The sequence below is a fragment of the Guptibacillus sedimenti genome (assembly GCF_028610665.1).
GTDB classification, from domain to species: domain Bacteria; phylum Bacillota; class Bacilli; order Bacillales; family Guptibacillaceae; genus Guptibacillus; species Guptibacillus sedimenti.
The window spans coordinates 1-18,907 of the sequence record NZ_JAQQWV010000006.1 but is presented as its reverse complement, the minus strand read 5'-3'; the positions used below and the strand labels follow the sequence as shown (position 1 = coordinate 18,907).

Below are 18,907 nucleotides of genomic sequence, written 5' to 3'. Positions count from 1 at the left end.
CTAATTCTCCTCCCTACTATAAACACCTTTAATAAAAGCCGACCACGAATTTTCCAGACGTTTTTTATGCTCTTCAGGTGAATAATAGAAAACCTGTTCAAACACCCCATCAAGTAGACATAAATAAGCATCAAAAACCTGTTCCCACTCCTCTTCACGGACCATCTGTACAAGGATTGATTGAATCACCTGTCTCATTACATCTTCTGTTTTTTCAAACATAGCGTATATGTCTGATCTTAACGATTCAGGTGGAAACAGCATCATTCGTTTAAAGATCAGACCCAACTCATCATTTCTTAAATAACTTGTGTTTTTGTGAAGCAGATAATAAAGCTGATCTTCTGGAATCCGATCGCTTAATTCTTCTGCAGTCTTTATAAAAAACGCATTGTAATCAACGGATACTTTATGGATGACAGCTAAAAAGAGATCTTCCTTACTCTTATAATGTGCATAAAGAGAAGGCTTCTTTATTCCCACACCTGAAGCGATTTCTGATAGGGAAGTTCCTTCAAACCCATTACGAGCAAATAAAATCAGTGCAACCTCTTTAATGCGATCTTGAGTTGAATCTTTTTTCATTTCACATTACCTACCGATCGTTAGTTTACAAGAAAAAATAAAACGCAGGGCTCTACCTACCGTTCGTTAGTTATTATACCAATTCCTTTTCATTTTTGCAATGAACCTAAAAAAAGCAGCTACCAGAATGAGATCTCGGTAGCTACATCTAAGGGAATAAGGGTTTTCAACTATTAGACGATACTGCATGGAATGAGGTTTCAAAAAAGAATAACTTTCCTGAAAAATAAAAGTTGTTTCCCTCACCTACATCAGACCCTTCGCTTGTTTGCTTTCACGAACCACCACAAAAAAAAGGACCGGCGAATGCCGGTCTTCCTGGTAACGGAATATTTGAAAGGGGGTCTTGAGATCATCTTATCAAAGGATATATGGTGTGAACAGGACCCTAAAACACGGGACGAACGTATGAAACGACTAATTTCACAAGATATCAGGATTATAGACCCGCGACTATTCACTCAATTTTATTCACTTCGATAAAATCATGTCTTTAGTATTGAATAGCGAGACACAAAGTGCTTTGTTAAAGGATAAAGAGCAAAATTTGCGTGAAAATTGCTTTATATTTCAATTCACCAACAACCCTTTGAAAGATATTTCCCTCTTCAATAAAATGTGTCAAAATATAACTAGTGATTGAGATTGAAAGCAGGTGGAATAAGAATGTATTGTCCACATTGTGGAAAAAAGAGAGGCCAAAATGAACAATTCTGCTTCTCCTGCGGAAAAGAACTGATTTTGCAGACAAGATCCAACCCAATAATTTTCATTTTGTGGCGTTGGTTACCATTGATGATTTTCCTTATCCTCGCTATCTCCCTTTCAGGCTATTATCTTTATGAAGAATCGGTAACGCAAGCAGCGATTCGCTCATTTGAAAAAGGAGAAGAGTTGGCGAAGAAAGGCGATTTTGAAGCAGCTCAAGAACAATTTAAAGAAGCCCAAAAAAACAGAAGTCATTTCCCAGCAGCGGAAGTGAATAGAAATATAGTTGCCACCGCACTTACCGTCGAAGATACGCTTAATCAGGCTGAAAAAGAAAGACAGCAGGACCACTACGATGAAGCACTCGAACTCATTCGACAAGCTGAGGATACAACAGCTGCTTATAATGGAAAGGTTTCCTCTCATTTACAGAATAATATCGCCTCCGCTCGAACAACTGTCATGGTTGCTGAGTTAAAGTATGATATGAAAGGAAAAAAATCGATTGATGAATTGAAACCTGTTTTGACGAGAGCAGAAACGTTACAGGTTGAGGAGGCGCAGGAAATTGCTAGTCAAATTCGCAGTCAGCTAATAGACTTTACAATTAATGAAGCGAATCAATTTTTAGAAGAAAATCACTTTACAGAAGCACTCAACGCCGTTGAAAAAGGTTTACAGATTAATAAAGACCATGAAAAATTATTAAACCTGAAGACCGTCATTGAAAAAAGACGAAATTCTTTTGAAGAGGAACAACAAAAGCGCATTGAACATGCGATGGTGGTTGCTGCAAAAGAAGAAGAAATGAACCGAACGAGTGCAATTGAACTAACCGATTTAAAAACGGAAATAACCGATTACGACGAATTAAAAGTAACTGGTCAAGTGACAAGCAAAGCTACCGTTCCGGTAAACTCGATTGGAGCATCCTATAAGGTAATCGACGGAGATGGAAACGAATTTGATCAAGGTGAAGTGTATATTAATCCCGACAAACTTTATCCTGACGATACAGGAAAATTTGATTTTATGATCTATGATGTTGGTGATGAGGTGGAGAATCTTGATGAGTTTACTGTACAAATTGATCACTTTACATGGTATTTGGATTAACTGAAAGGAGTATGTAACAACGGATGTCTAAGAAATTATCTTTACTACTATCCCTGACTAGTTCTCTTTTCATTCTAGTTATCGGAGGCATAGGTTTTTATTTTTTACATGATTCCTACTCTAGTTCGGCCGTTAAAGCAACTTCTTCTCTCGGTAAGAAAACAGATACATCAGAAAAGACAGCTGAAGAACCAAATTTAAAATCCGTGATTCATGAAACACAAAAAAGCGTCGTCCAGATTGAGGTTAATTTAAAAGACGGGTCATCTTCAGGCTCTGGCTTCCTCTACAATTCGGAAGGTGACGTCATTACGAATGCTCATGTAGTTAAAGGAGCACAAAAGATTACAGTTAAAACGTCCGACGCTAAACAATTCGAGGCCCAAATTATTGGTATGGGAGATACAACTGATGTAGCGGTCATACGCGTACCTGGACTAAAAGAGAATACCCCGCTTTCAGTTGCTGAGGAACGCATGGCAGAAGTTGGCGATAACATCATCGCTCTTGGAAGTCCTCTCGGGCTACAAAACACTGTAACAACTGGGATTGTTAGCGGTTTAGATCGAGAGTTTATTTTAGAGCCTTATCGCTATGAACACATTTATCAAATATCCGCACCTATTACAAAAGGAAACAGTGGTGGCCCTCTTATCGATGCTACTACAGGTGAAGCCATTGCGATCAATTCTGCAGGTACAGATTCAGGCGCCATTGGGTTTAGCATTCCACTTCCAAACGTCATCGACCAAATCAAAGGCTGGTCTGATGAACCGATTAAACTAACAGTCGATGATGAAAGTAAAGAAGAAGTAGCTACACCTCAAGGACTGACGGGAGAAGATTTTAAAAATAATGCTACTTATCTCATTGGTTACTTTTATGAAAGTCTATCCACTCAAGACTATGTAACAGCCTACTCACTGCTTGGAAGCCGCTGGCAAAGCGAGATGGTTTATGAAGATTTTCGCAAGGGTTACATCCATACTCTCAATGTTGAAGTTTCGAATATGACCGGTAGCTTAAATCAAACCAATGACGAAGTAAAAGTAACGGCAACAATTAATGCTAATGAACGAACTGAAGATAAAAAAACGACGACCTCACTCTATAATGTTACCTATCAAGTCGGTTATGAAAATGACCAGTTAAAAATTCTAAATGGAAATGCTCAGAAATTAAAGTAAAGATTAAAATAGCGTCACCACACAAAAGGTTAGAAGAATTACTTCTAACCTTTTGTGTTAATTTATGTTCAAATCCATTTAACAATCGCTGCCTTTTGGGGGATAAAAACCTTCTTGAGAAATATAAATCGCGTTTTCAGAGAAAACCTCTTGTAGTCGACGTTTTATTTTCAAGTACGCCTCCCGATCATACCAATCATTCAAACCATTTTCCTCAAATAATTTTCGAATCCCAAGCTGCTCCGTTCGTTTACCCCCACTTCCATCTCCCATAAAAAAGTCATCTAGTGTAAGTCGATCCGTTACTTCAGCTAACTTTAGTGGGAATTGCTCTGAGCATGGTAGAAGTGGTGCGACAGCAGCTTGTACTGGTATGCCTTCAGAGCGTAATTGTTGAATCGCTTTTAACCTTGCATGTATCGGTGGTGCTGACGGAGCAAAGATTTTGCGAATTGACTCAAGATCTGTTTCTACTGTCATACTGACAAGGATTTTATTCTTGTATTGCTTCAAAAGGTCGATATCTCTTGTAACGAGTGGAGACCGGGTTTGAAGAAACAAAAAGTCAGGACTTTCTTCGATCATCGCCTCTAACAACCCTCTCGTTAAATGCGTTTTATGTTCCACTGGTTGATAAGGATCTGTGGAAGAAGACATAAATATCGATACCCTACCCTTTTTACGTGCTTTCGGAATTTCTTTCTTCACAAGATCAGTTGCATTTTCTTTTATATCTACCCAGGCTCCCCAATCTTCTTCTCTAAAAAGGGATATCGGCATTCTTCTAACGTAGCAATACGAACACCCAAACGCACATCCAGCGTAAGGATTAAGTGTATGACTATACCCATGAAGAAACCCAGTGCCTTTGGTTAAGATCGATCGAGCTGTTTTCGATTCAATTGAAGGTTTCAATTCTTCTCCCTCCCTTCACATTAAGTATAGCATAAACCGAACATACATTCGATCACGCTGCATACATTTATTTATTCTGGACACTGTAAGCAGAGAAAGGTGGAATGCATCTTGAACCGATACATTAGCGCTACACTTGTTATTTTCTTTCTCTTACCAATGTCTTCGAACGCAGCTAGTCCGGTACAGCTTCTTCAAGGAAAGTGTCCAACCCCAATTTTAAGTGAGGTAAATTCCAAGGAAGGACTTCCTTCTAAAGCGAACTCACTCCTATCAGGACTTATGGCTACAAACCAGGACACGAAAACGTGGCAAATTGTAAGCATTTCTCCTTTAAAGAAAACGTCTCACTATTATAAACCTGCTTTGAAAGCCTGTAAGAAAAAAGTGGCAGACCACACCTTTTTAATTGACGTGCTTATCACAAAAAAATCAGCGCAACTCCCTGTAAGAATGCATCTTTTTGCTACAAAAGAAAAGAAAGAGTGGAAAATTTGGGGACTTACTTCTTACTAATCACGCATAGTTTAGTTAAATTAACACATACTAGGAAAGCGTGTAAGCTAGCCTTTAGGATCTATACTCACGCACCTATCCCACACTCTTATTTCACACTCGGAAAATAAGAGGCAAGCCCGATCAGGACGCTGATCGGGCTTTTTCATTGGAGATTTCGTTCGATAAATTCTTTGAATTTCACAGCTTCATTCGATAAATGGTGGTAGACCAGATACGTGTGAACCTCAGGTAGTCTAATTTCTCTCGTATCTACTTGTAGCATCCTCCCTTCAAAAAGTTCTCGTTGGACAGAAGAACGAGGTAGAAAGGAATATCCCAGTCCTTCCTCAATAAACCTTTTTGTAATATGAACTTGTGAGACAACCATCGTCCGAATGCCTTCGTATTTCGATCTTAACTCAACTAATAAATCATCCCAATAATCAGGGTGATTATGTGTTAATAACGTTAACTGTGTACAAAAATCATTTAGCGAAAGCGGCAGACTCGTTTCAGCATCGCCACCATCATGTGGGACTACAAGCACAATCGGATCAGCTCCAATTTGCTCGCACTTTAGATGGGTCTCTACCGATTGCATGCGAGATAGCCCGAAATCTGCAACATTTCTAGCCACCATCCCTCCAATCTCATTCGATTCACTCACTTTTACAACAACTTCTATCGATGGATAAGCTTTCATAAATTGCTGTAGCACACTTGGAAGAACGGTTGCTGCAATCAATGGAGATACAGCGAGCGCTAATTTGTGATGGTACCCCTGTCGCCAGCCATTCATATGACGTAAGCTTTGCTCATACTGCTCCATCATTTCCTTCGCATGAGGTAAAAACTGCCTTCCTGCTTCAGAAAGTACAACCCGACGTCCACTTTTCATAAACAACTTACTACCAATCTGTTTCTCGAGCTGTTGAATATGAACCGTTACAGTTGGTTGGGCAAGATATAGTTTCTCAGCGGTCTCTCTAAAATTTTCGTAACTTGCTGCCGCAACAAACGTTTTAATCCAATTGATGTTCATCTTATTGCACTCCTATTGATTACGAATCGCTATTAATTATAAGTTAATAATTTATTAGTCATAATCATAACGAAACGATAGACTAAAAACAAGACGAACAGAATGGAGTTGAGCATATGATTCATGCAGGTTTAGAAGGAATCGTTGCAGCTGATTCCAAGATCAGCCTTGTGGACGGAGAGAATGGATGGCTCGTCTATCGAGGAGAATGGGCTAAACACATCGCAAAAGAAAAGTCATTTGAAGAAGCCACTTATTTTCTATGGAATGGCGTGTTTCCTGATGCTAAGCAACTAAATGCTTTTACTTCATCACTTGGTGAAGCAAGAGTTTTATCGACAAGTTATAAAGAAATTATCAATCGTTTACCAGACAATATGGAAATGATGAGTGTTGTTCGAACTGTATTGTCTTCCATCGGTAATCAATCGTTTCAGTTTCCTGCAACGCAAGAACAGGGCATTCAATTACTGAGCATCGTTCCGACAATCATTGCTTATCGCTATCGGACTCAAAAAGGATTACCGATCATTGAACCAGACTTATCTCTTTCTCATGTAGGGAATTATTTATACATGCTCACAGGTAAGCAACCTCAGGACAATCATGTGAAAGCATTAACAGCGTATTTTATTTTAACTATGGAGCATGGTCTAAATGCGTCTACTTTCACAGCACGCGTGATTGCTTCAACTGAAAGTGACCTGGCATCGGCTATCACGGGAGCGATTGGTGCTATGAAAGGACCACTTCATGGCGGCGCTCCAACTGGTGTAATTGATTTGTTAGACGAAATTAAGCGAGATGGAGACGTTGAGAAAGTATTACGGCACAAACTTGAAAATCGCGAGAAGCTTATGGGCTTTGGTCATCGCGTCTATAAAACCCGAGACCCCCGTGCTGCCGCTTTAAGCGAAATCACATCAGACTTTTATGATGATGAAGAGTTTCAATTAGCACACGAAGTAGAAGAAACTGCTGTACGCCTTTTACAGGAGTACAAACCTGATCGAAAACTATATGCGAATGTGGAATATTATGCCGCAGCGATCTTAAGAGCTATTGAGCTTCCTACAGAGCTATTTACGCCGACATTTACAGCAGCAAGAACCGCTGGCTGGATTGCTCACGTTTATGAGCAAAATGAAAATAACCGAATTATTCGTCCATCCTCTGTTTATAGCGGGAATATGCCGGAGTGATGATCGAGGTGCGGGTGCCTGTCACCCGCGCTATTTGTCGAATCAAGCCATCTCCAAGAAGCTTATTGCTAAATGATGTGTATATTGGCTATATCTCAACTTTATTGGCCAAACCCCAAAAAGCTGCCTGTCGGGATCACCCGACAGGCAGCTTTTCTACTATGAATTAAACTTTATATGGAATCGGATCAACCGCTCCAGCCTCTTCAAAACCTTTCAAACGCAAACGGCAGCTATCGCACTCGCCGCACGCTTCTTCTTCACCATTGTAGCAAGATGTTGTTAATTCATAAGGAACGTTCAATCTTAGCCCTTCGCTAACCGTTTCAGCTTTCGTCAAATTAATTAGCGGTGTCTCAATCTTCATCTCACTACCTGTTGCCCCTGCTTTTGTAGCTAAGTTAACTGTTTCATTCATGCTTTCAATGAACTCAGGTCGACAATCAGGATAACCACTGTAGTCAACGGCCGATACGCCGATATAGATGGCTTCTGCACCAATTACTTCTGCGTAAGCAGATGCAAGGGAAAGAAAGATCATGTTACGTGCAGGCACGTAAGTTACGGGGATCTCATCTTCATCCATATCTGTCGGTACATCAATTGAATCATCCGTGAGGGCACTACCACCAATTTGATTTAGAAAACTAATGTTCACAATGCGATGATCAGGTGCATTGTAATAGTCCGCTACTTTTTTGGCCTGCTCGACTTCGCGGTTATGCTTTTGACCATAGTGAAACGTAATCGGGTAAAGCTCATACCCTTTTTCCTTTGCCATTCCCATACATGTTGTGCTGTCTAAACCACCGCTTAAAACGATTACTGCTTTTTTACTCATCTTACACACCTCTTCGATTCGGATCCCAAATAATCTTATGAAGCTGCATACTTAGCTTCACTTGACTCAATCCGGCTTCTAGAATTTTATCAACGAGCTTATGTGGCGGCATCGTTTCCCAAACTGGACTATACAGGACCTGGCCTTTTTGATGATTTTCTGCAACAACCTCACTAGCGACAGTGAAATCTTCATCAGACCCAATCACAAATTTGACTTCATCCTGCGTATCAAGCAGTGTAAAGTTCTCATGAAGCATACGATGCTGCTCACCAGAATCAGGAAGCTTATAGTCCATCACAAATCGAACTTTCTCTTGCCACGCTCTATCGTCTCTTCGAACGGCTTCATACGGAGTGAGATCTATCGCCCCGTTCGTTTCAATGTGTATATCTTCAATATGCGGTAGATCCACCATGGCTTGAAGGAGCGCCATCGATTTTTCACGATGGATCAGTGGTTCTCCACCTGTAAAACAAATATGACGACTCTTATATTGCTTAATTTGATCAATAATCGAGGCAATAGATCCTGTGTATTCTGCTTTATCCGGAGCATAGCTATACGGCGTATCACACCAGCTACAGCGTAGGTTACAGTGAAAGACGCGTACAAAAACGGTTGGAAAACCCGCTCGCGTTCCCTCTCCTTCTACTGTCTCAAACACCTCAACCATCGGTAATTCCCACTGCATGTATTCGGATTGTTCTGGTAGATCCCATTTATTCATTGTCTTCCATCCATTCCCGCTTCAGCGTTGCGTAGCTTGTTGGTGTCTCGTAAAGAACCAGTTCCTCGATGCGCTGACCAAGATCTTTCATCTTGCGTTCTGTGAGGGCCTGATCCAACTGTTCCCACATCCAGACAATCATATTTTCAGCTGTTGTGTTCATGTTTGGAAGGACGTCATTCAAATAACGGTGATCTAACTTCGAATCAATCACTTCTTTAAATAATGTTTTAATCTCACCAAAATCAACTGATATACCAATGTCATTAACATATCCACTGATCGTGATCACTAATTTATACGTATGCCCATGCATGCTTTTGCACTTGCCATCATAGCAATGCAGGTGATGAGCGGCATCAAAAGTAAATTCCTTCGTAACGGCTACCCGTTTATGATGATATTTTAATTCGCTTTTCTGAATATCTTCTCCAAGTACTTCAACCTTCTTTGGAATCATAAAAGACATAAAAAAGCCCCCTTCATTATTCAGTAAGGGAGACGCATGAAAAACCCCAACTCCATTCAGAGATTTGGGCTATCATTTTCACGGTCCCTAGTTTTGTTTTACGAGAGGAGGGAATTACGAACTCTCCAACTTGATAATAATATCACACCACGTCTGTTAAGAAAAGGCGAGTGTTTCCCTTCTCCCTTTGAAGAGGTTTCACTTTGATGTGAAAGTGGTAAAATATACAAATGAAAAAGGAGGTGAATGAAAATGTCTGAGAGTGGAATGGAAGGTTTTGGTGTGCTTTTTGGTCTTTTTGGTTTTCTTTATGTCGCCATTCTTTTATTTATCATTGTTTTAACGATTGTCTTTATTTTTAAGACCATGAGCTTTATGAAGCGAAAGAACGCATCAGATCAGGAGAAAAATGAATTGCTGCGTCAGCTGTTGGCAAAACAATCATCTTCTGGTATCACAATGAGTAAAGATGATCCAACATCCTATTAATACATAACGCCGTCCAAAGTGATGGACGGCGTTCTTAATTATGCTCGTTGACGACGTTTCATGAAACGTTCAATTCGCTTAACCGCTTCTTGCAAAGAATCAATGGATGTTGCGTATGAACAGCGAACATATCCTTCGCCACCGGCACCAAAGACGTGCCCTGGAACAACGGCAACCCGCTCTTCTTCTAATAGCTTTTCAGCGAATTCATCAGACGTCATTCCAGTTGCCTGTATGGATGGGAACGCATAGAATGCACCACCTGGCATATGACAAGAAAGACCGATATTATTAAATGATTTCACGAGGAAATTCCTTCGCTGACGGTAGCTCTTTTTCATTCGCTCGAGATCTTCTCTCCCACTTTTCAACGCTTCAAGTGCCCCATGCTGTGCAATTGTGGGCGCACACATCATCGTGTATTGATGAATCTTCAACATGGCCGAAATAATTTCTTCAGGACCGGTCAAATAACCTAGTCTCCACCCAGTCATCGCAAAAGCTTTTGAGAAACCAGAAATTAGAATCGTACGCTCCCTCATGCCATTGACACGTGCAATACTGTAGTGCGTTTCATCGTAAGTTAATTCCGCATAAATCTCATCCGATAATACGAGAAGATCATGTTTTTCAATTACGTCTGTTACGCTCTTCAGTTCTGCTTCAGACATCGTTGCACCTGTTGGATTGCTCGGAAAACAAAGAAGAATGGCTTTTGTCCGCTTCGTTATCACCTTCTCAAGCGATTCACGAGTGATTTTAAACTCATCTTCTGCCTTTGTCTCTAAGGAAACAGGCGTACCCCCTGCGAGCGTGACAGCTGGAGCATAGGCGACAAAACCAGGTTCGACAATAATAACTTCGTCGCCTGGATCTATCACCGCTCGAAAAGCCAAATCAATCGCCTGACTTGCTCCTACCGTTAAAATGATTTGAGATTCAGCTGAATAATTGAGTGAAAATTGCTCTGACAGATACGAAGAAATTTCTTCTCTTAACTCAAGTAACCCTGCATTTGCCGTATAAGCCGTATAACCGCTTTCAAGTGAAGCATAGCCAGCTTCACATACATTCCACGGTGTCACAAAATCAGGCTCGCCAACACCAAGTGAAATAACGTTATCCATTTGTGATGCAAGGTCGAAGAACTTTCGAATGCCTGATGGTTTTAATTGCGAAGCGGTTTTTGACACATAGTGCTGTTGAACATGCTTCATGGCGACACCACAATCCGCTTATCTTTCTTTTCAGGTTCAAAGATGACACCGTCATGTTTATATTTCTTTAGCAGAAAATGCGTTGTTGTCGAAAGAACTGAATCGAGCGTCGATAGCTTATTTGAGACAAAAAAGGCCACTTCTTTCATTGTTTTACCTTCGATCTGTACAGATAAATCGAAGGCGCCTGACATCAGGTAAACAGCTTTCACTTCTGGAAAACGATAAATTCGTTCAGCGATTTCATCAAAGCCAACGTCTCGTTTCGGTGTTACTTTCACATCTATCATGGCTGCAACTCCATCTACTCCAGAAGTCTTATCCCAATTGATGACAGACGAATAATTCAAAATAATGTTTTGCTCTTCAAGTCTCTTGATTGTTTTCTCTACTTCTTCAACCGACAATTCAACCATATCGGCTAGCACATCCATTGGAATACGCGCATTTTCTTCTAAAATCTCAAGAATTTCGATTTCTTTTTCATTCATGGAAAGGCCCCCTGATTGTATCTATTTCATCTACTATATCATTCTTATTGCTTTATTTCATTTCACTCAAACCTACTTTAATCCTAGCACAATATTCGTAATCTCATTCTCGTTTTTCAACCACTCTGTGAAACGCTCAATATCATATGAAAATATACGATCACAATCAATTATTTTAACAATCTGTCTTCCCGCCTGGTAAATTCGTTTCGTTTGAGGAGAGAGTTGGTCCTCACCTCGGTATGCAATCCCCTGCATGGCGCAAATGGCTTCAATGGCAAGAATCCTTCTAACGTTTGTCGTAATTTGCGATGCATGACGAGCTCCAATCGTTCCCATACTAACATGATCCTCTTGATTGGCTGAAGAGGGGATCGAATCAACTGAAGCAGGATGTGCTAACGTTTTATTCTCTGAGACAAGGGAAGCAGCCGCATATTGCATGATCATAGCACCTGATTGGAGCCCCGGCTCTGGACTTAGAAATGCAGGTAAATCATTTAATTGCGGATTAACAAGCCGCTCAATGCGTCGTTCTGAGATACTTCCAAACTCAGCCATAGCAATGGAAAGAAAGTCCATCGCCAGTGCGATTGGCTGACCATGAAAATTCCCCCCAGATAGAACTTTCGCCCCTCCATCAAAAATAAGTGGGTTATCTGTTGCCGCATTCATCTCGATTTCGAGCTTTTCTTTCACATAACCCAGCGCCTGCCAGGACGCACCGTGAACTTGAGGGATACAGCGAATAGAGTAAGCGTCTTGCACCCTAACTTCACCCTGTTTAGTCGTTAGTCGACTGCCTTTTAACAGTTTTCTTAACCTTCTTGCTACATCCATTTGCTCGGGATATCCTCTTACCAAGTGGATTCTTTCATCAAAAGCATCTGTTATTGCTCGTAATCCCTCTAATGTTAGCGCTGAAATACCATCGGCTTCATAGGCAAGTTTCTCGGCTTCTAGATAAGTAACAGCTCCCATAGCCGTCATTGCTTGAGTACCATTAATTAAGGCGAGACCTTCTTTTGCTGTTAATTGTATTGGTTGAATTCCTTTCACCTTTAACGGAACGATCGCTTTTTCGCGTTTTCCCCGGTAAAATACTTCTCCTTCTCCTAGTAACGGCAAGGCGAGATGAGCTAACGGAGCAAGATCACCACTAGCCCCGAGCGAACCCTGTTGGGGAACGACGGGAAGAATATCCTCATTCGCATACAAAATCAGGCGTTCAATGACTTCACGTCTGATACCAGAAAAGCCTTTTAGCAAAGCATTTGCACGAAGCAACAGCATCGCTTTTGAAACAATCGGTGGAAACGGATCTCCTACTCCGCACGCATGGGAATAAATAAGATTTAACTGTAGCTGATCAACATCTGAAGAAGAGATATGAACATCGCTTAACTTACCAAATCCAGTCGTAATACCATACACCGTTTTGCCATTCGCCACGATTGTTTCTACTGCTTCTCTACTCTCATCCACCCTCTGTAAGCTTTTATATGAACAATCAGCTCGTTCACCGTTATATAAAAGTTCTCTTAATTGCGCAAGTGATAAACGATTGCCATCTAGAAGAATCATATTCGCCCACTCCTCTACCTTATTATCTAAGTAAAGGTCCATGAAAAAAACCGTTTTAAAAATCGAATCGATTTTTAAAACGGTTTTTGCTATCACTCGAATTGGTGTAATTGCTCATGGGCCTTCAACACCCTTCCTTAGTCAATGATACCTGATTCTCCAATATTCACTTTTACATCAATCGTAACAGGGAGATCCGGATAACGTTCATCCCATTTTTTAAAATCAAAGTTTCTTGTTTGACTTCGGGCATGGTCACCGATGGAGAAAGGATCAATTCCTAACTTTTGAAATTGACTGATCATATCAAGTCCCTGCGCTTCTACTTTCTTTTCGAATGTTTGTGCGATTTCTGTCTTCTTTTCCTTTGTTAACTTTTCACCGGTATATTCTACTATATTGCCATTTAACTTAACTGATATGTTTAGTGAAGGGTCTGTATTCCCGTTTTCTACTTTATATTTTACCTTTGATTTTATTTTTTGTAAGTTTGCGTACTCGCCATCAGGAAGCTCTAATTCATATAACCCTGCGCTGAAACTTTTATTAATCAAAGCAAATATAAACATTTCATCTAGGTTAAGCTTACCTACCATTTTATCATCATCAAACAAAGCAAGACCTTTAATTTTAACCTCCGTTTCTTCCATCCTCAGAATAGGAGTAACGGGATCCATTCCATCACCATAATATTTGTAATCGAATAAATGAATATTATTTTCTGGCATATTCCCATACTCCACTGATTGCTTAATAAGATTCTGTAAAAATGGACCGATTCCTTGCAAATATTGAAATTCATTTTTTATTAATTCACTTGCACTTCCCTCTACAACCCCTATATAAATCAATCGGCCTGCTGCAGGATCCCTCAAGAAACTATCTAGAATATCAATAATTCCTTCCTCCGCCATATCTTCACTAAATAGCAAAACAGCCATTTTTCCAATCGAAATTGGCTTAGGAAGTCCACTTAATTGATTCCGAAGCCCTTTACTCGTATAAGCTTCCGCTTCAAAAGCTCTCGTTTCTACCTCTTGATTGGGATCAAACGTTTGTAGGGAGATCGTTCCTTTTATCTTTCCATCTTCTCCCTGGTCATATCCTACAATAAACAGAATGGGAACTTCATCAATAATTTCTTCCGCCACACACCCCGTCAGGAGCACACAGAACATCAATAAGCTACATACGTATTTCATACTCGCCTTTTCACCCTTCTCCAAATCATACTATATAGGAAAATAAATGGGATATAAAAGTAATACACATACGTCCCGATCGTAGAAGTTAAAGTATTGAGATAATCAACTTGATCGCGATTAACAATCAACACACATGCAGTAAATACAAATGCAATAAGAATAAAGACAAAGTGTTTCTGTTTTATATGAAGAACTTTTTTCCCCACACGACTCGCTCCCCACATGGTGAGACAAATGTTTGGAAAAACAACAAAACACCAGAAGGTAATTCCGATGTACTCAAAGCGCTCAACGAAAGGAAGCTCTACCACTTTCCACGCAATTAATGTAGACCATATTGACTGTTGAAGTTGACCCTCACTATAAAAAGCTAACGAAACGACCATCACCATCGTATAAATCAAAGTCGTTAATAGCACGCCCATATGAGCCCATATCCGAGAGCTTTTCGGATTTTTTAAGAAGGGGTATGCGAGTAATAAAATATCAATGCCTACAAAACTAAGTGTCATTTGCCTTGTTCCAAGAGCAATTTCTTTTAACGAATGATCCATGATCGGCAGTAAATTACTAAATGTCGAAAACTTGATTGGAGCCGTTGCCGTAAATACCAACCACATCGGAATTAAAACACCAAAAAAACAAATACCTGCAACAGTACGAAACCCTCCTGCTAGGACGTAATACGTTAACAAAAGATAGATCGCCACTGGGATCCATGTCGCTAACTCAGGAAACATCCACGCCTGAATTACTTCGATAAATGTGCGTAAAATGACAATCGTACCTAACAGCAGGTACATCATGAGAGTAAGGTTAAATATAGCGCCTATCCATTTACCAAACCATTTATTGTGAAGGTCAATAATATCAAACGCACCATCACTAAGGATACGGTACATCATCCATATAAACACATGAAAAATGGCACCCGTTATAATGACAACGATCCAGGCGTCATTCCCTGTATAAGCCGCAATATACCTCGGAAAGCCTAATATCCCGACGCCCACCTGATTACTATGAATAATAAACATAATGAGGAAAGGAGAAATTAGAAGATCATTTCGTTTTTGTTCCATACAACTCACCCTCTACTGCTCATCAAAGTCCAACGAATGCTTTGATTTTTTCTTCTTATCCTCAAAACGCGTTGATTGGTTTCCTCGAAAAAATTGAAACCTGTTTTTTTGCATCACATAAGGTAAACGGAAGAAAGAGTCATACCAATCTTTTATTCTTGGCGGATATAACGGTGCCAGATATGGATTTCCAAATGACGTTAACCGGATCATATGTGTCAAAATAAATAAGCCAAACAACGCAACACCAATCAACCCTAGGAATTGAGCGAAAACAATTAAAGGATAGCGCAAAAACCGAATGGTGTTTGTCATACGGTAAACAGGCGTTGTAAAAGATGCTAGCGCTGACAACGCAACTAATATTAGAAGAATATTACTTGTAAGGGAAGCTTCTACTGCAGCCGTTCCAATGACAATACCACCAACGATACCAAGGGTTTGACCAACTTTTGTTGGCATTCTTGCCCCAGCCTCACGTAATAAATCAATCGTCACTTCTAGAAAAAAAACCTCAATGACTGGTGAAAATGGTATGTCACTTCTTGAAGAAATTAATGTTGCTAATAGTTTAGATGGAAATAACTCATAATGATACGTTAATACCGCAACGTACAAAGGGGTTGCAATAATGGAGGCTACGATCGCAATCATTCGCACAATACGAAAAAACGAAGCAATATTCCAACCTAGATAATAATCTTCAAATGAAACCAACAATTGACCAAAGTTGATTGGACCAATTAAAGCATTAGAAGATCCTTCTGTTAAGATTGCAAAAGCACCAAAATTCATATGACCCGTAATTCGATCCGTTCGCTCAGTGTCAATCATTTGCGGAAAAACCGAAAACGAGTTATCTTCTAACATTTGCCCAATAAAAGAAGAATCAGAGATTATGTCAAAATCAAGATCTTCTAGACGCTGCATAACTGTATTGATATTCTGCTCACTCGCAACACCCTCTATAAAAGCAACGACTACCTTTGTTTTACTGACCGTTCCGACAGTAATCTCCTTCATCCTTAACCTGGGATGAGGAATTCTGCGCCTTATTAAATTCATATTTGTATGAAGATCCTCTACTAATCCCTCTTTTGGTCCCATTACACTAAATTCAATTTCTGGTGCAGAGAGATCTCTTGATTTACGCAAACTGATGTTGACTAAAAGTACTTTTTGACCCCTTGAAAGTTGAATAGCGACATGTCCTTCTAATAGACGTTCCTGGATAAGTGACAGTTTAGATTGTATTTCAATATTCTCTATAGGAAGGATGCCTTTTAAATCTTCGAGCGATTTCGATTCGCACTCTTTTATTACGGGTAAAATATCACGATGTAACTGCTCAGGATCAATAAGAGAGGCAAAGTAGATTAAACGATAAGGCTGATCACTCTCTTTGTTCTCATACGAAACAAAATCGATTGATTGCTTCAGATCCTTGACCATTTCTTCTAATGTACTCGGTTTTTCAGATGCACCTCGCTTAAACCATTTCAAAAGTAATCATCTCCGTACGTTACAGTCTCTTCCGATTAGCATGCACAGTTCTGATTGCCTTATCCCACAAAAAAGATCAAATGCTAAGAAGCACCTGATCTCGTTAAGTTCTTTCCTTATAAACACTGAGTACCTTTTGACGCTGTTCTTTATGATCGACAGTTGGGTGAGGATAATCTTGTCCAATCACACATTTACTCTCTTTTTGTTCTTCCTCACTCATTTTTGACGGTTGATGAATATATTTTTTCGGCACGTTCTTTAATTCTGGAACGTACTTTCGAATATAAGTCCCCTCCGGGTCAAATCGCTCTGCTTGTGTCGTAGGATTAAAAATCCGAAAATATGGAACGGCATCCGTACCGGTGGAAGAAGCCCATTGCCACCCTCCAGTGTTAGAAGACTCATCATAATCAATAAGCTTTTCTTCGAAATAACGTTCACCACGTCTCCAATCAATAAGGTAGTCTTTAGTAAGAAAGGAGGCAGTGATCATTCTGAGTCGATTATGCATCCATCCCTCTTGATTTAATTGTCTCATCCCAGCATCAACAATTGGAAAACCAGTTTCTCCCTTTTTCCAACTGTTTAATCTATCATTATCGTCATTCCATGGAATCCCTTGGTATTTTGTTTGAAACTCACGCTCTCGAAATTCAGGAAATTCTTCATGAACCATTCCATAAAAATCCCGCCAGGCAAGTTCCTGGATAAACGTTTCTGCCCCTTTATTATCGTTTTCTGCTACCATATGAAAAAGTGTTCGAACAGAAAGTGTGCCCGTTTTTAAGTATGGAGATAATTTGCTTGTCCCAACGAGTGAAGGTATATCACGATGATGATCATAATCCTTTAATCTTTCTTTCACAAAACGCTTTGCACGCTGATGGGCACTCTTTTCTCCAATCGCTTTCCAATCACGCTCACACTGTTCTAATACGTTTTTAAATTCTTTATCGGAATTAAGAGAATGACTGATCTTGAGAGCATAATTCTTAACTTTCTTTAAATCAATCTGGATCACTTGTGGTTTCTTCAATGTGCGCCATTGTTTATAGTATGGTGTAAAGACTTTGTACATCGTATCATCTTGCTTTCTTACATCTTGTGCGCCGTGTAAATAATAATCTTGATAAAAATGATATTCGATTTCTTTTTCCTTTAACCAATCACAAACTTCTTCATCACGACGTGCACCGTAACCTGCTTTGTCTTCATTAAAGAAGACGGCTTTCACGTCTAAGGTGTCTGTTACTTTTTCAAATACATCAATCGGATGACCATAAACAATTTGGAAAGGGATATTTTCTTTTTGGCACCTATTTTGAAACTGTGCTACCGTTTGAAAAAAATAATCATGATGAAGATCAATGTTTTCCGTGAAATGTGGATCTAATTGAAAAATTCCCATCCATTCTGCATCGTTTTCTTCGCAATAGGAAATTGCCTTTTCAAGAGCAGTATGATCGCTTAAACGAAAATCCCGACGAAACCAGACAATAACGGTTTTACTCATATTCTTCACCTCTTCTCTTATTTTAAGTTGAGTGAAGAGTTGTTGATAGTTTTAATGTGTTAGAAGGATGATTAGGTTAAGGTTAATTCTTTGGGCGTGATATATGAGGGCAATAAGTGGAAAGTAGTTATTAATTCCGCGATAGTTGAATTTATTCCGCACTTTCGCATGATAATTCCGCGAACGTTATGAATGAGGGCTTTGAGCTAGTGAAACATCTATAAAACCATACAAAAAAGCGAGAAACTGTTTGGTCTCTCGCCTTTCATCATTGCCCAGCGACGTCCTACTCTTGCAGGGGGAGATCCCCCAACTACCATCGGCGCTGAAGAGCTTAACTTCCGTGTTCGGCATGGGAACGGGTGTGACCTCTTCGCCATCGTCACTAGACTTTACAGGGTATTCCCTGAAAACTAGATAGCACGCACAACGTATTCCAATAATGTGTCCAGCTACGTAAGCCAAATCCTCGATCGTTTCACCTTTTGATTCTGACGCAAAAAGCGCGTCTGATTCAAAAGCCTCCA

Annotated in this window: 18 protein-coding genes, 1 rRNA gene and 1 pseudogene; 6 read left to right on the top strand and 14 right to left on the bottom strand. The window is 39.9% G+C overall.

What is annotated here, in order from left to right:
* Positions 1-585: a TetR/AcrR family transcriptional regulator gene (locus tag PQ578_RS19060; protein ID WP_273836074.1), complete on the bottom strand. Its 585-nt coding sequence runs from the start codon at positions 583-585 to the stop codon at positions 1-3.
* A 666-nt stretch (positions 586-1,251) separates the two neighbouring features.
* Between PQ578_RS19060 and PQ578_RS22565 the strand changes: the two are divergent.
* From PQ578_RS22565 to PQ578_RS19050, 3 genes and pseudogenes are all read left to right on the top strand, one after another.
* A pseudogene (locus PQ578_RS22565) lies at positions 1,252-1,317 on the top strand (zinc-ribbon domain-containing protein); the annotation flags it as partial.
* Positions 1,318-1,380: 63 nt separating this feature from the next.
* Positions 1,381-2,409: a hypothetical protein gene (locus PQ578_RS19055; protein ID WP_273836072.1), complete on the top strand. Its 1,029-nt coding sequence runs from the start codon at positions 1,381-1,383 to the stop codon at positions 2,407-2,409.
* Positions 2,410-2,432: 23 nt separating this feature from the next.
* Positions 2,433-3,596 (top strand): S1C family serine protease, encoded by a 1,164-nt coding sequence (locus tag PQ578_RS19050; protein WP_273836069.1) that lies wholly within the window; start codon positions 2,433-2,435, stop codon positions 3,594-3,596.
* A gap of 78 nt (positions 3,597-3,674) precedes the next feature.
* Here PQ578_RS19050 and PQ578_RS19045 read toward each other — a convergent pair whose 3' ends face one another.
* On the bottom strand, positions 3,675-4,511 hold the full coding sequence (locus PQ578_RS19045) for an SPL family radical SAM protein (RefSeq protein ID WP_273836066.1): 837 nt from the start codon (positions 4,509-4,511) through the stop codon (positions 3,675-3,677).
* 111 nt (positions 4,512-4,622) lie between these two features.
* On the opposite strand from PQ578_RS19045, the gene PQ578_RS19040 reads away from it, so the two are divergent.
* On the top strand, positions 4,623-5,027 hold the full coding sequence (locus tag PQ578_RS19040) for a hypothetical protein (protein WP_273836064.1): 405 nt from the start codon (positions 4,623-4,625) through the stop codon (positions 5,025-5,027).
* A gap of 145 nt (positions 5,028-5,172) precedes the next feature.
* Here the strand turns inward: PQ578_RS19040 and PQ578_RS19035 are convergent, their stop codons facing one another.
* The gene (locus PQ578_RS19035; RefSeq protein WP_273836062.1) at positions 5,173-6,051 is read right to left on the bottom strand and encodes a LysR family transcriptional regulator; all 879 of its coding nucleotides are present in this window, start codon (positions 6,049-6,051) and stop codon (positions 5,173-5,175) included.
* Positions 6,052-6,167: 116 nt separating this feature from the next.
* Between PQ578_RS19035 and PQ578_RS19030 the strand changes: the two genes are divergently transcribed.
* Complete coding sequence (locus PQ578_RS19030) at positions 6,168-7,253, top strand: citrate synthase/methylcitrate synthase (protein ID WP_273836060.1); 1,086 nt, start codon at positions 6,168-6,170, stop codon at positions 7,251-7,253.
* 166 nt (positions 7,254-7,419) lie between these two features.
* Here PQ578_RS19030 and queC read toward each other — a convergent pair whose 3' ends face one another.
* Genes queC through queD form a run of 3 tightly spaced genes read right to left on the bottom strand, consistent with a single transcriptional unit; the run spans position 7,420 to position 9,293 of the window.
* Positions 7,420-8,094, bottom strand: coding sequence for a 7-cyano-7-deazaguanine synthase QueC (gene queC, locus PQ578_RS19025; protein WP_273836057.1), 675 nt, complete (start codon positions 8,092-8,094; stop codon positions 7,420-7,422).
* Between the two features lies 1 nt (position 8,095).
* Entirely contained in the window at positions 8,096-8,824 is a 729-nt protein-coding gene (locus PQ578_RS19020) for a 7-carboxy-7-deazaguanine synthase QueE (RefSeq protein ID WP_273836056.1), read from the bottom strand.
* Positions 8,817-9,293 (bottom strand): 6-carboxytetrahydropterin synthase QueD, encoded by a 477-nt coding sequence (gene queD / locus PQ578_RS19015; RefSeq protein WP_224598065.1) that lies wholly within the window; start codon positions 9,291-9,293, stop codon positions 8,817-8,819. The genes PQ578_RS19020 and queD overlap by 8 nt, the downstream gene beginning before the upstream one ends.
* A gap of 252 nt (positions 9,294-9,545) precedes the next feature.
* Between queD and PQ578_RS19010 the strand changes: the two genes are divergently transcribed.
* Positions 9,546-9,782 carry a hypothetical protein gene (locus PQ578_RS19010; protein WP_273836055.1) on the top strand — a complete coding sequence of 79 codons (237 nt, stop codon included), beginning with the start codon at positions 9,546-9,548 and terminating at the stop codon, positions 9,780-9,782.
* 38 nt (positions 9,783-9,820) lie between these two features.
* On the opposite strand, the gene PQ578_RS19005 is transcribed toward PQ578_RS19010, so the two are convergent.
* The 8 genes from PQ578_RS19005 to rrf all read right to left on the bottom strand — a co-directional run bounded on the left by PQ578_RS19005 (position 9,821) and on the right by rrf (position 18,770).
* Positions 9,821-10,999 (bottom strand): aminotransferase, encoded by a 1,179-nt coding sequence (locus PQ578_RS19005; protein WP_273836052.1) that lies wholly within the window; start codon positions 10,997-10,999, stop codon positions 9,821-9,823.
* Entirely contained in the window at positions 10,996-11,490 is a 495-nt protein-coding gene (locus PQ578_RS19000; RefSeq protein WP_159781296.1) for an Lrp/AsnC family transcriptional regulator, read from the bottom strand. Before PQ578_RS19000 ends, PQ578_RS19005 begins: the two co-directional genes overlap by 4 nt.
* Before the next feature lie 72 nt (positions 11,491-11,562).
* Positions 11,563-13,074, bottom strand: coding sequence for a histidine ammonia-lyase (gene hutH, locus PQ578_RS18995; RefSeq protein ID WP_273836050.1), 1,512 nt, complete (start codon positions 13,072-13,074; stop codon positions 11,563-11,565).
* 137 nt (positions 13,075-13,211) lie between these two features.
* A complete protein-coding gene (locus PQ578_RS18990; protein ID WP_273836047.1) occupies positions 13,212-14,276 on the bottom strand; it encodes a Ger(x)C family spore germination protein in 1,065 nt (354 codons plus the stop codon).
* On the bottom strand, positions 14,273-15,361 hold the full coding sequence (locus tag PQ578_RS18985) for a GerAB/ArcD/ProY family transporter (RefSeq protein WP_273836045.1): 1,089 nt from the start codon (positions 15,359-15,361) through the stop codon (positions 14,273-14,275). Before PQ578_RS18985 ends, PQ578_RS18990 begins: the two co-directional genes overlap by 4 nt.
* Positions 15,362-15,373: 12 nt before the next feature.
* On the bottom strand, positions 15,374-16,864 hold the full coding sequence (locus PQ578_RS18980) for a spore germination protein (protein WP_273836043.1): 1,491 nt from the start codon (positions 16,862-16,864) through the stop codon (positions 15,374-15,376).
* 103 nt (positions 16,865-16,967) lie between these two features.
* Positions 16,968-18,380: a cryptochrome/photolyase family protein gene (locus tag PQ578_RS18975; RefSeq protein ID WP_273836042.1), complete on the bottom strand. Its 1,413-nt coding sequence runs from the start codon at positions 18,378-18,380 to the stop codon at positions 16,968-16,970.
* 273 nt (positions 18,381-18,653) lie between these two features.
* Positions 18,654-18,770: ribosomal RNA gene (gene rrf, locus PQ578_RS18970) — 5S ribosomal RNA — on the bottom strand.
* Between the last annotated feature and the right edge of the window lie 137 nt (positions 18,771-18,907).

Coding starts and splice junctions, on each gene's coding strand:
- PQ578_RS19000 (WP_159781296.1), bottom strand. CDS start 11,490: ATGAATGAAAAAGAAATCGAAATTCTTGAGATTTTAGAAGAAAATGCG.
- PQ578_RS19010 (WP_273836055.1), top strand. CDS start 9,546: ATGTCTGAGAGTGGAATGGAAGGTTTTGGTGTGCTTTTTGGTCTTTTT.
- PQ578_RS19060 (WP_273836074.1), bottom strand. CDS start 585: ATGAAAAAAGATTCAACTCAAGATCGCATTAAAGAGGTTGCACTGATT.
- queD (WP_224598065.1), bottom strand. CDS start 9,293: ATGTCTTTTATGATTCCAAAGAAGGTTGAAGTACTTGGAGAAGATATT.
- PQ578_RS19035 (WP_273836062.1), bottom strand. CDS start 6,051: ATGAACATCAATTGGATTAAAACGTTTGTTGCGGCAGCAAGTTACGAA.
- queC (WP_273836057.1), bottom strand. CDS start 8,094: ATGAGTAAAAAAGCAGTAATCGTTTTAAGCGGTGGTTTAGACAGCACA.
- PQ578_RS19030 (WP_273836060.1), top strand. CDS start 6,168: ATGATTCATGCAGGTTTAGAAGGAATCGTTGCAGCTGATTCCAAGATC.
- PQ578_RS18985 (WP_273836045.1), bottom strand. CDS start 15,361: ATGGAACAAAAACGAAATGATCTTCTAATTTCTCCTTTCCTCATTATG.
- hutH (WP_273836050.1), bottom strand. CDS start 13,074: ATGATTCTTCTAGATGGCAATCGTTTATCACTTGCGCAATTAAGAGAA.
- PQ578_RS19050 (WP_273836069.1), top strand. CDS start 2,433: ATGTCTAAGAAATTATCTTTACTACTATCCCTGACTAGTTCTCTTTTC.
- PQ578_RS19055 (WP_273836072.1), top strand. CDS start 1,381: ATGATTTTCCTTATCCTCGCTATCTCCCTTTCAGGCTATTATCTTTAT.
- PQ578_RS18990 (WP_273836047.1), bottom strand. CDS start 14,276: ATGAAATACGTATGTAGCTTATTGATGTTCTGTGTGCTCCTGACGGGG.
- PQ578_RS18975 (WP_273836042.1), bottom strand. CDS start 18,380: ATGAGTAAAACCGTTATTGTCTGGTTTCGTCGGGATTTTCGTTTAAGC.
- PQ578_RS19020 (WP_273836056.1), bottom strand. CDS start 8,824: ATGAATAAATGGGATCTACCAGAACAATCCGAATACATGCAGTGGGAA.
- PQ578_RS19005 (WP_273836052.1), bottom strand. CDS start 10,999: ATGAAGCATGTTCAACAGCACTATGTGTCAAAAACCGCTTCGCAATTA.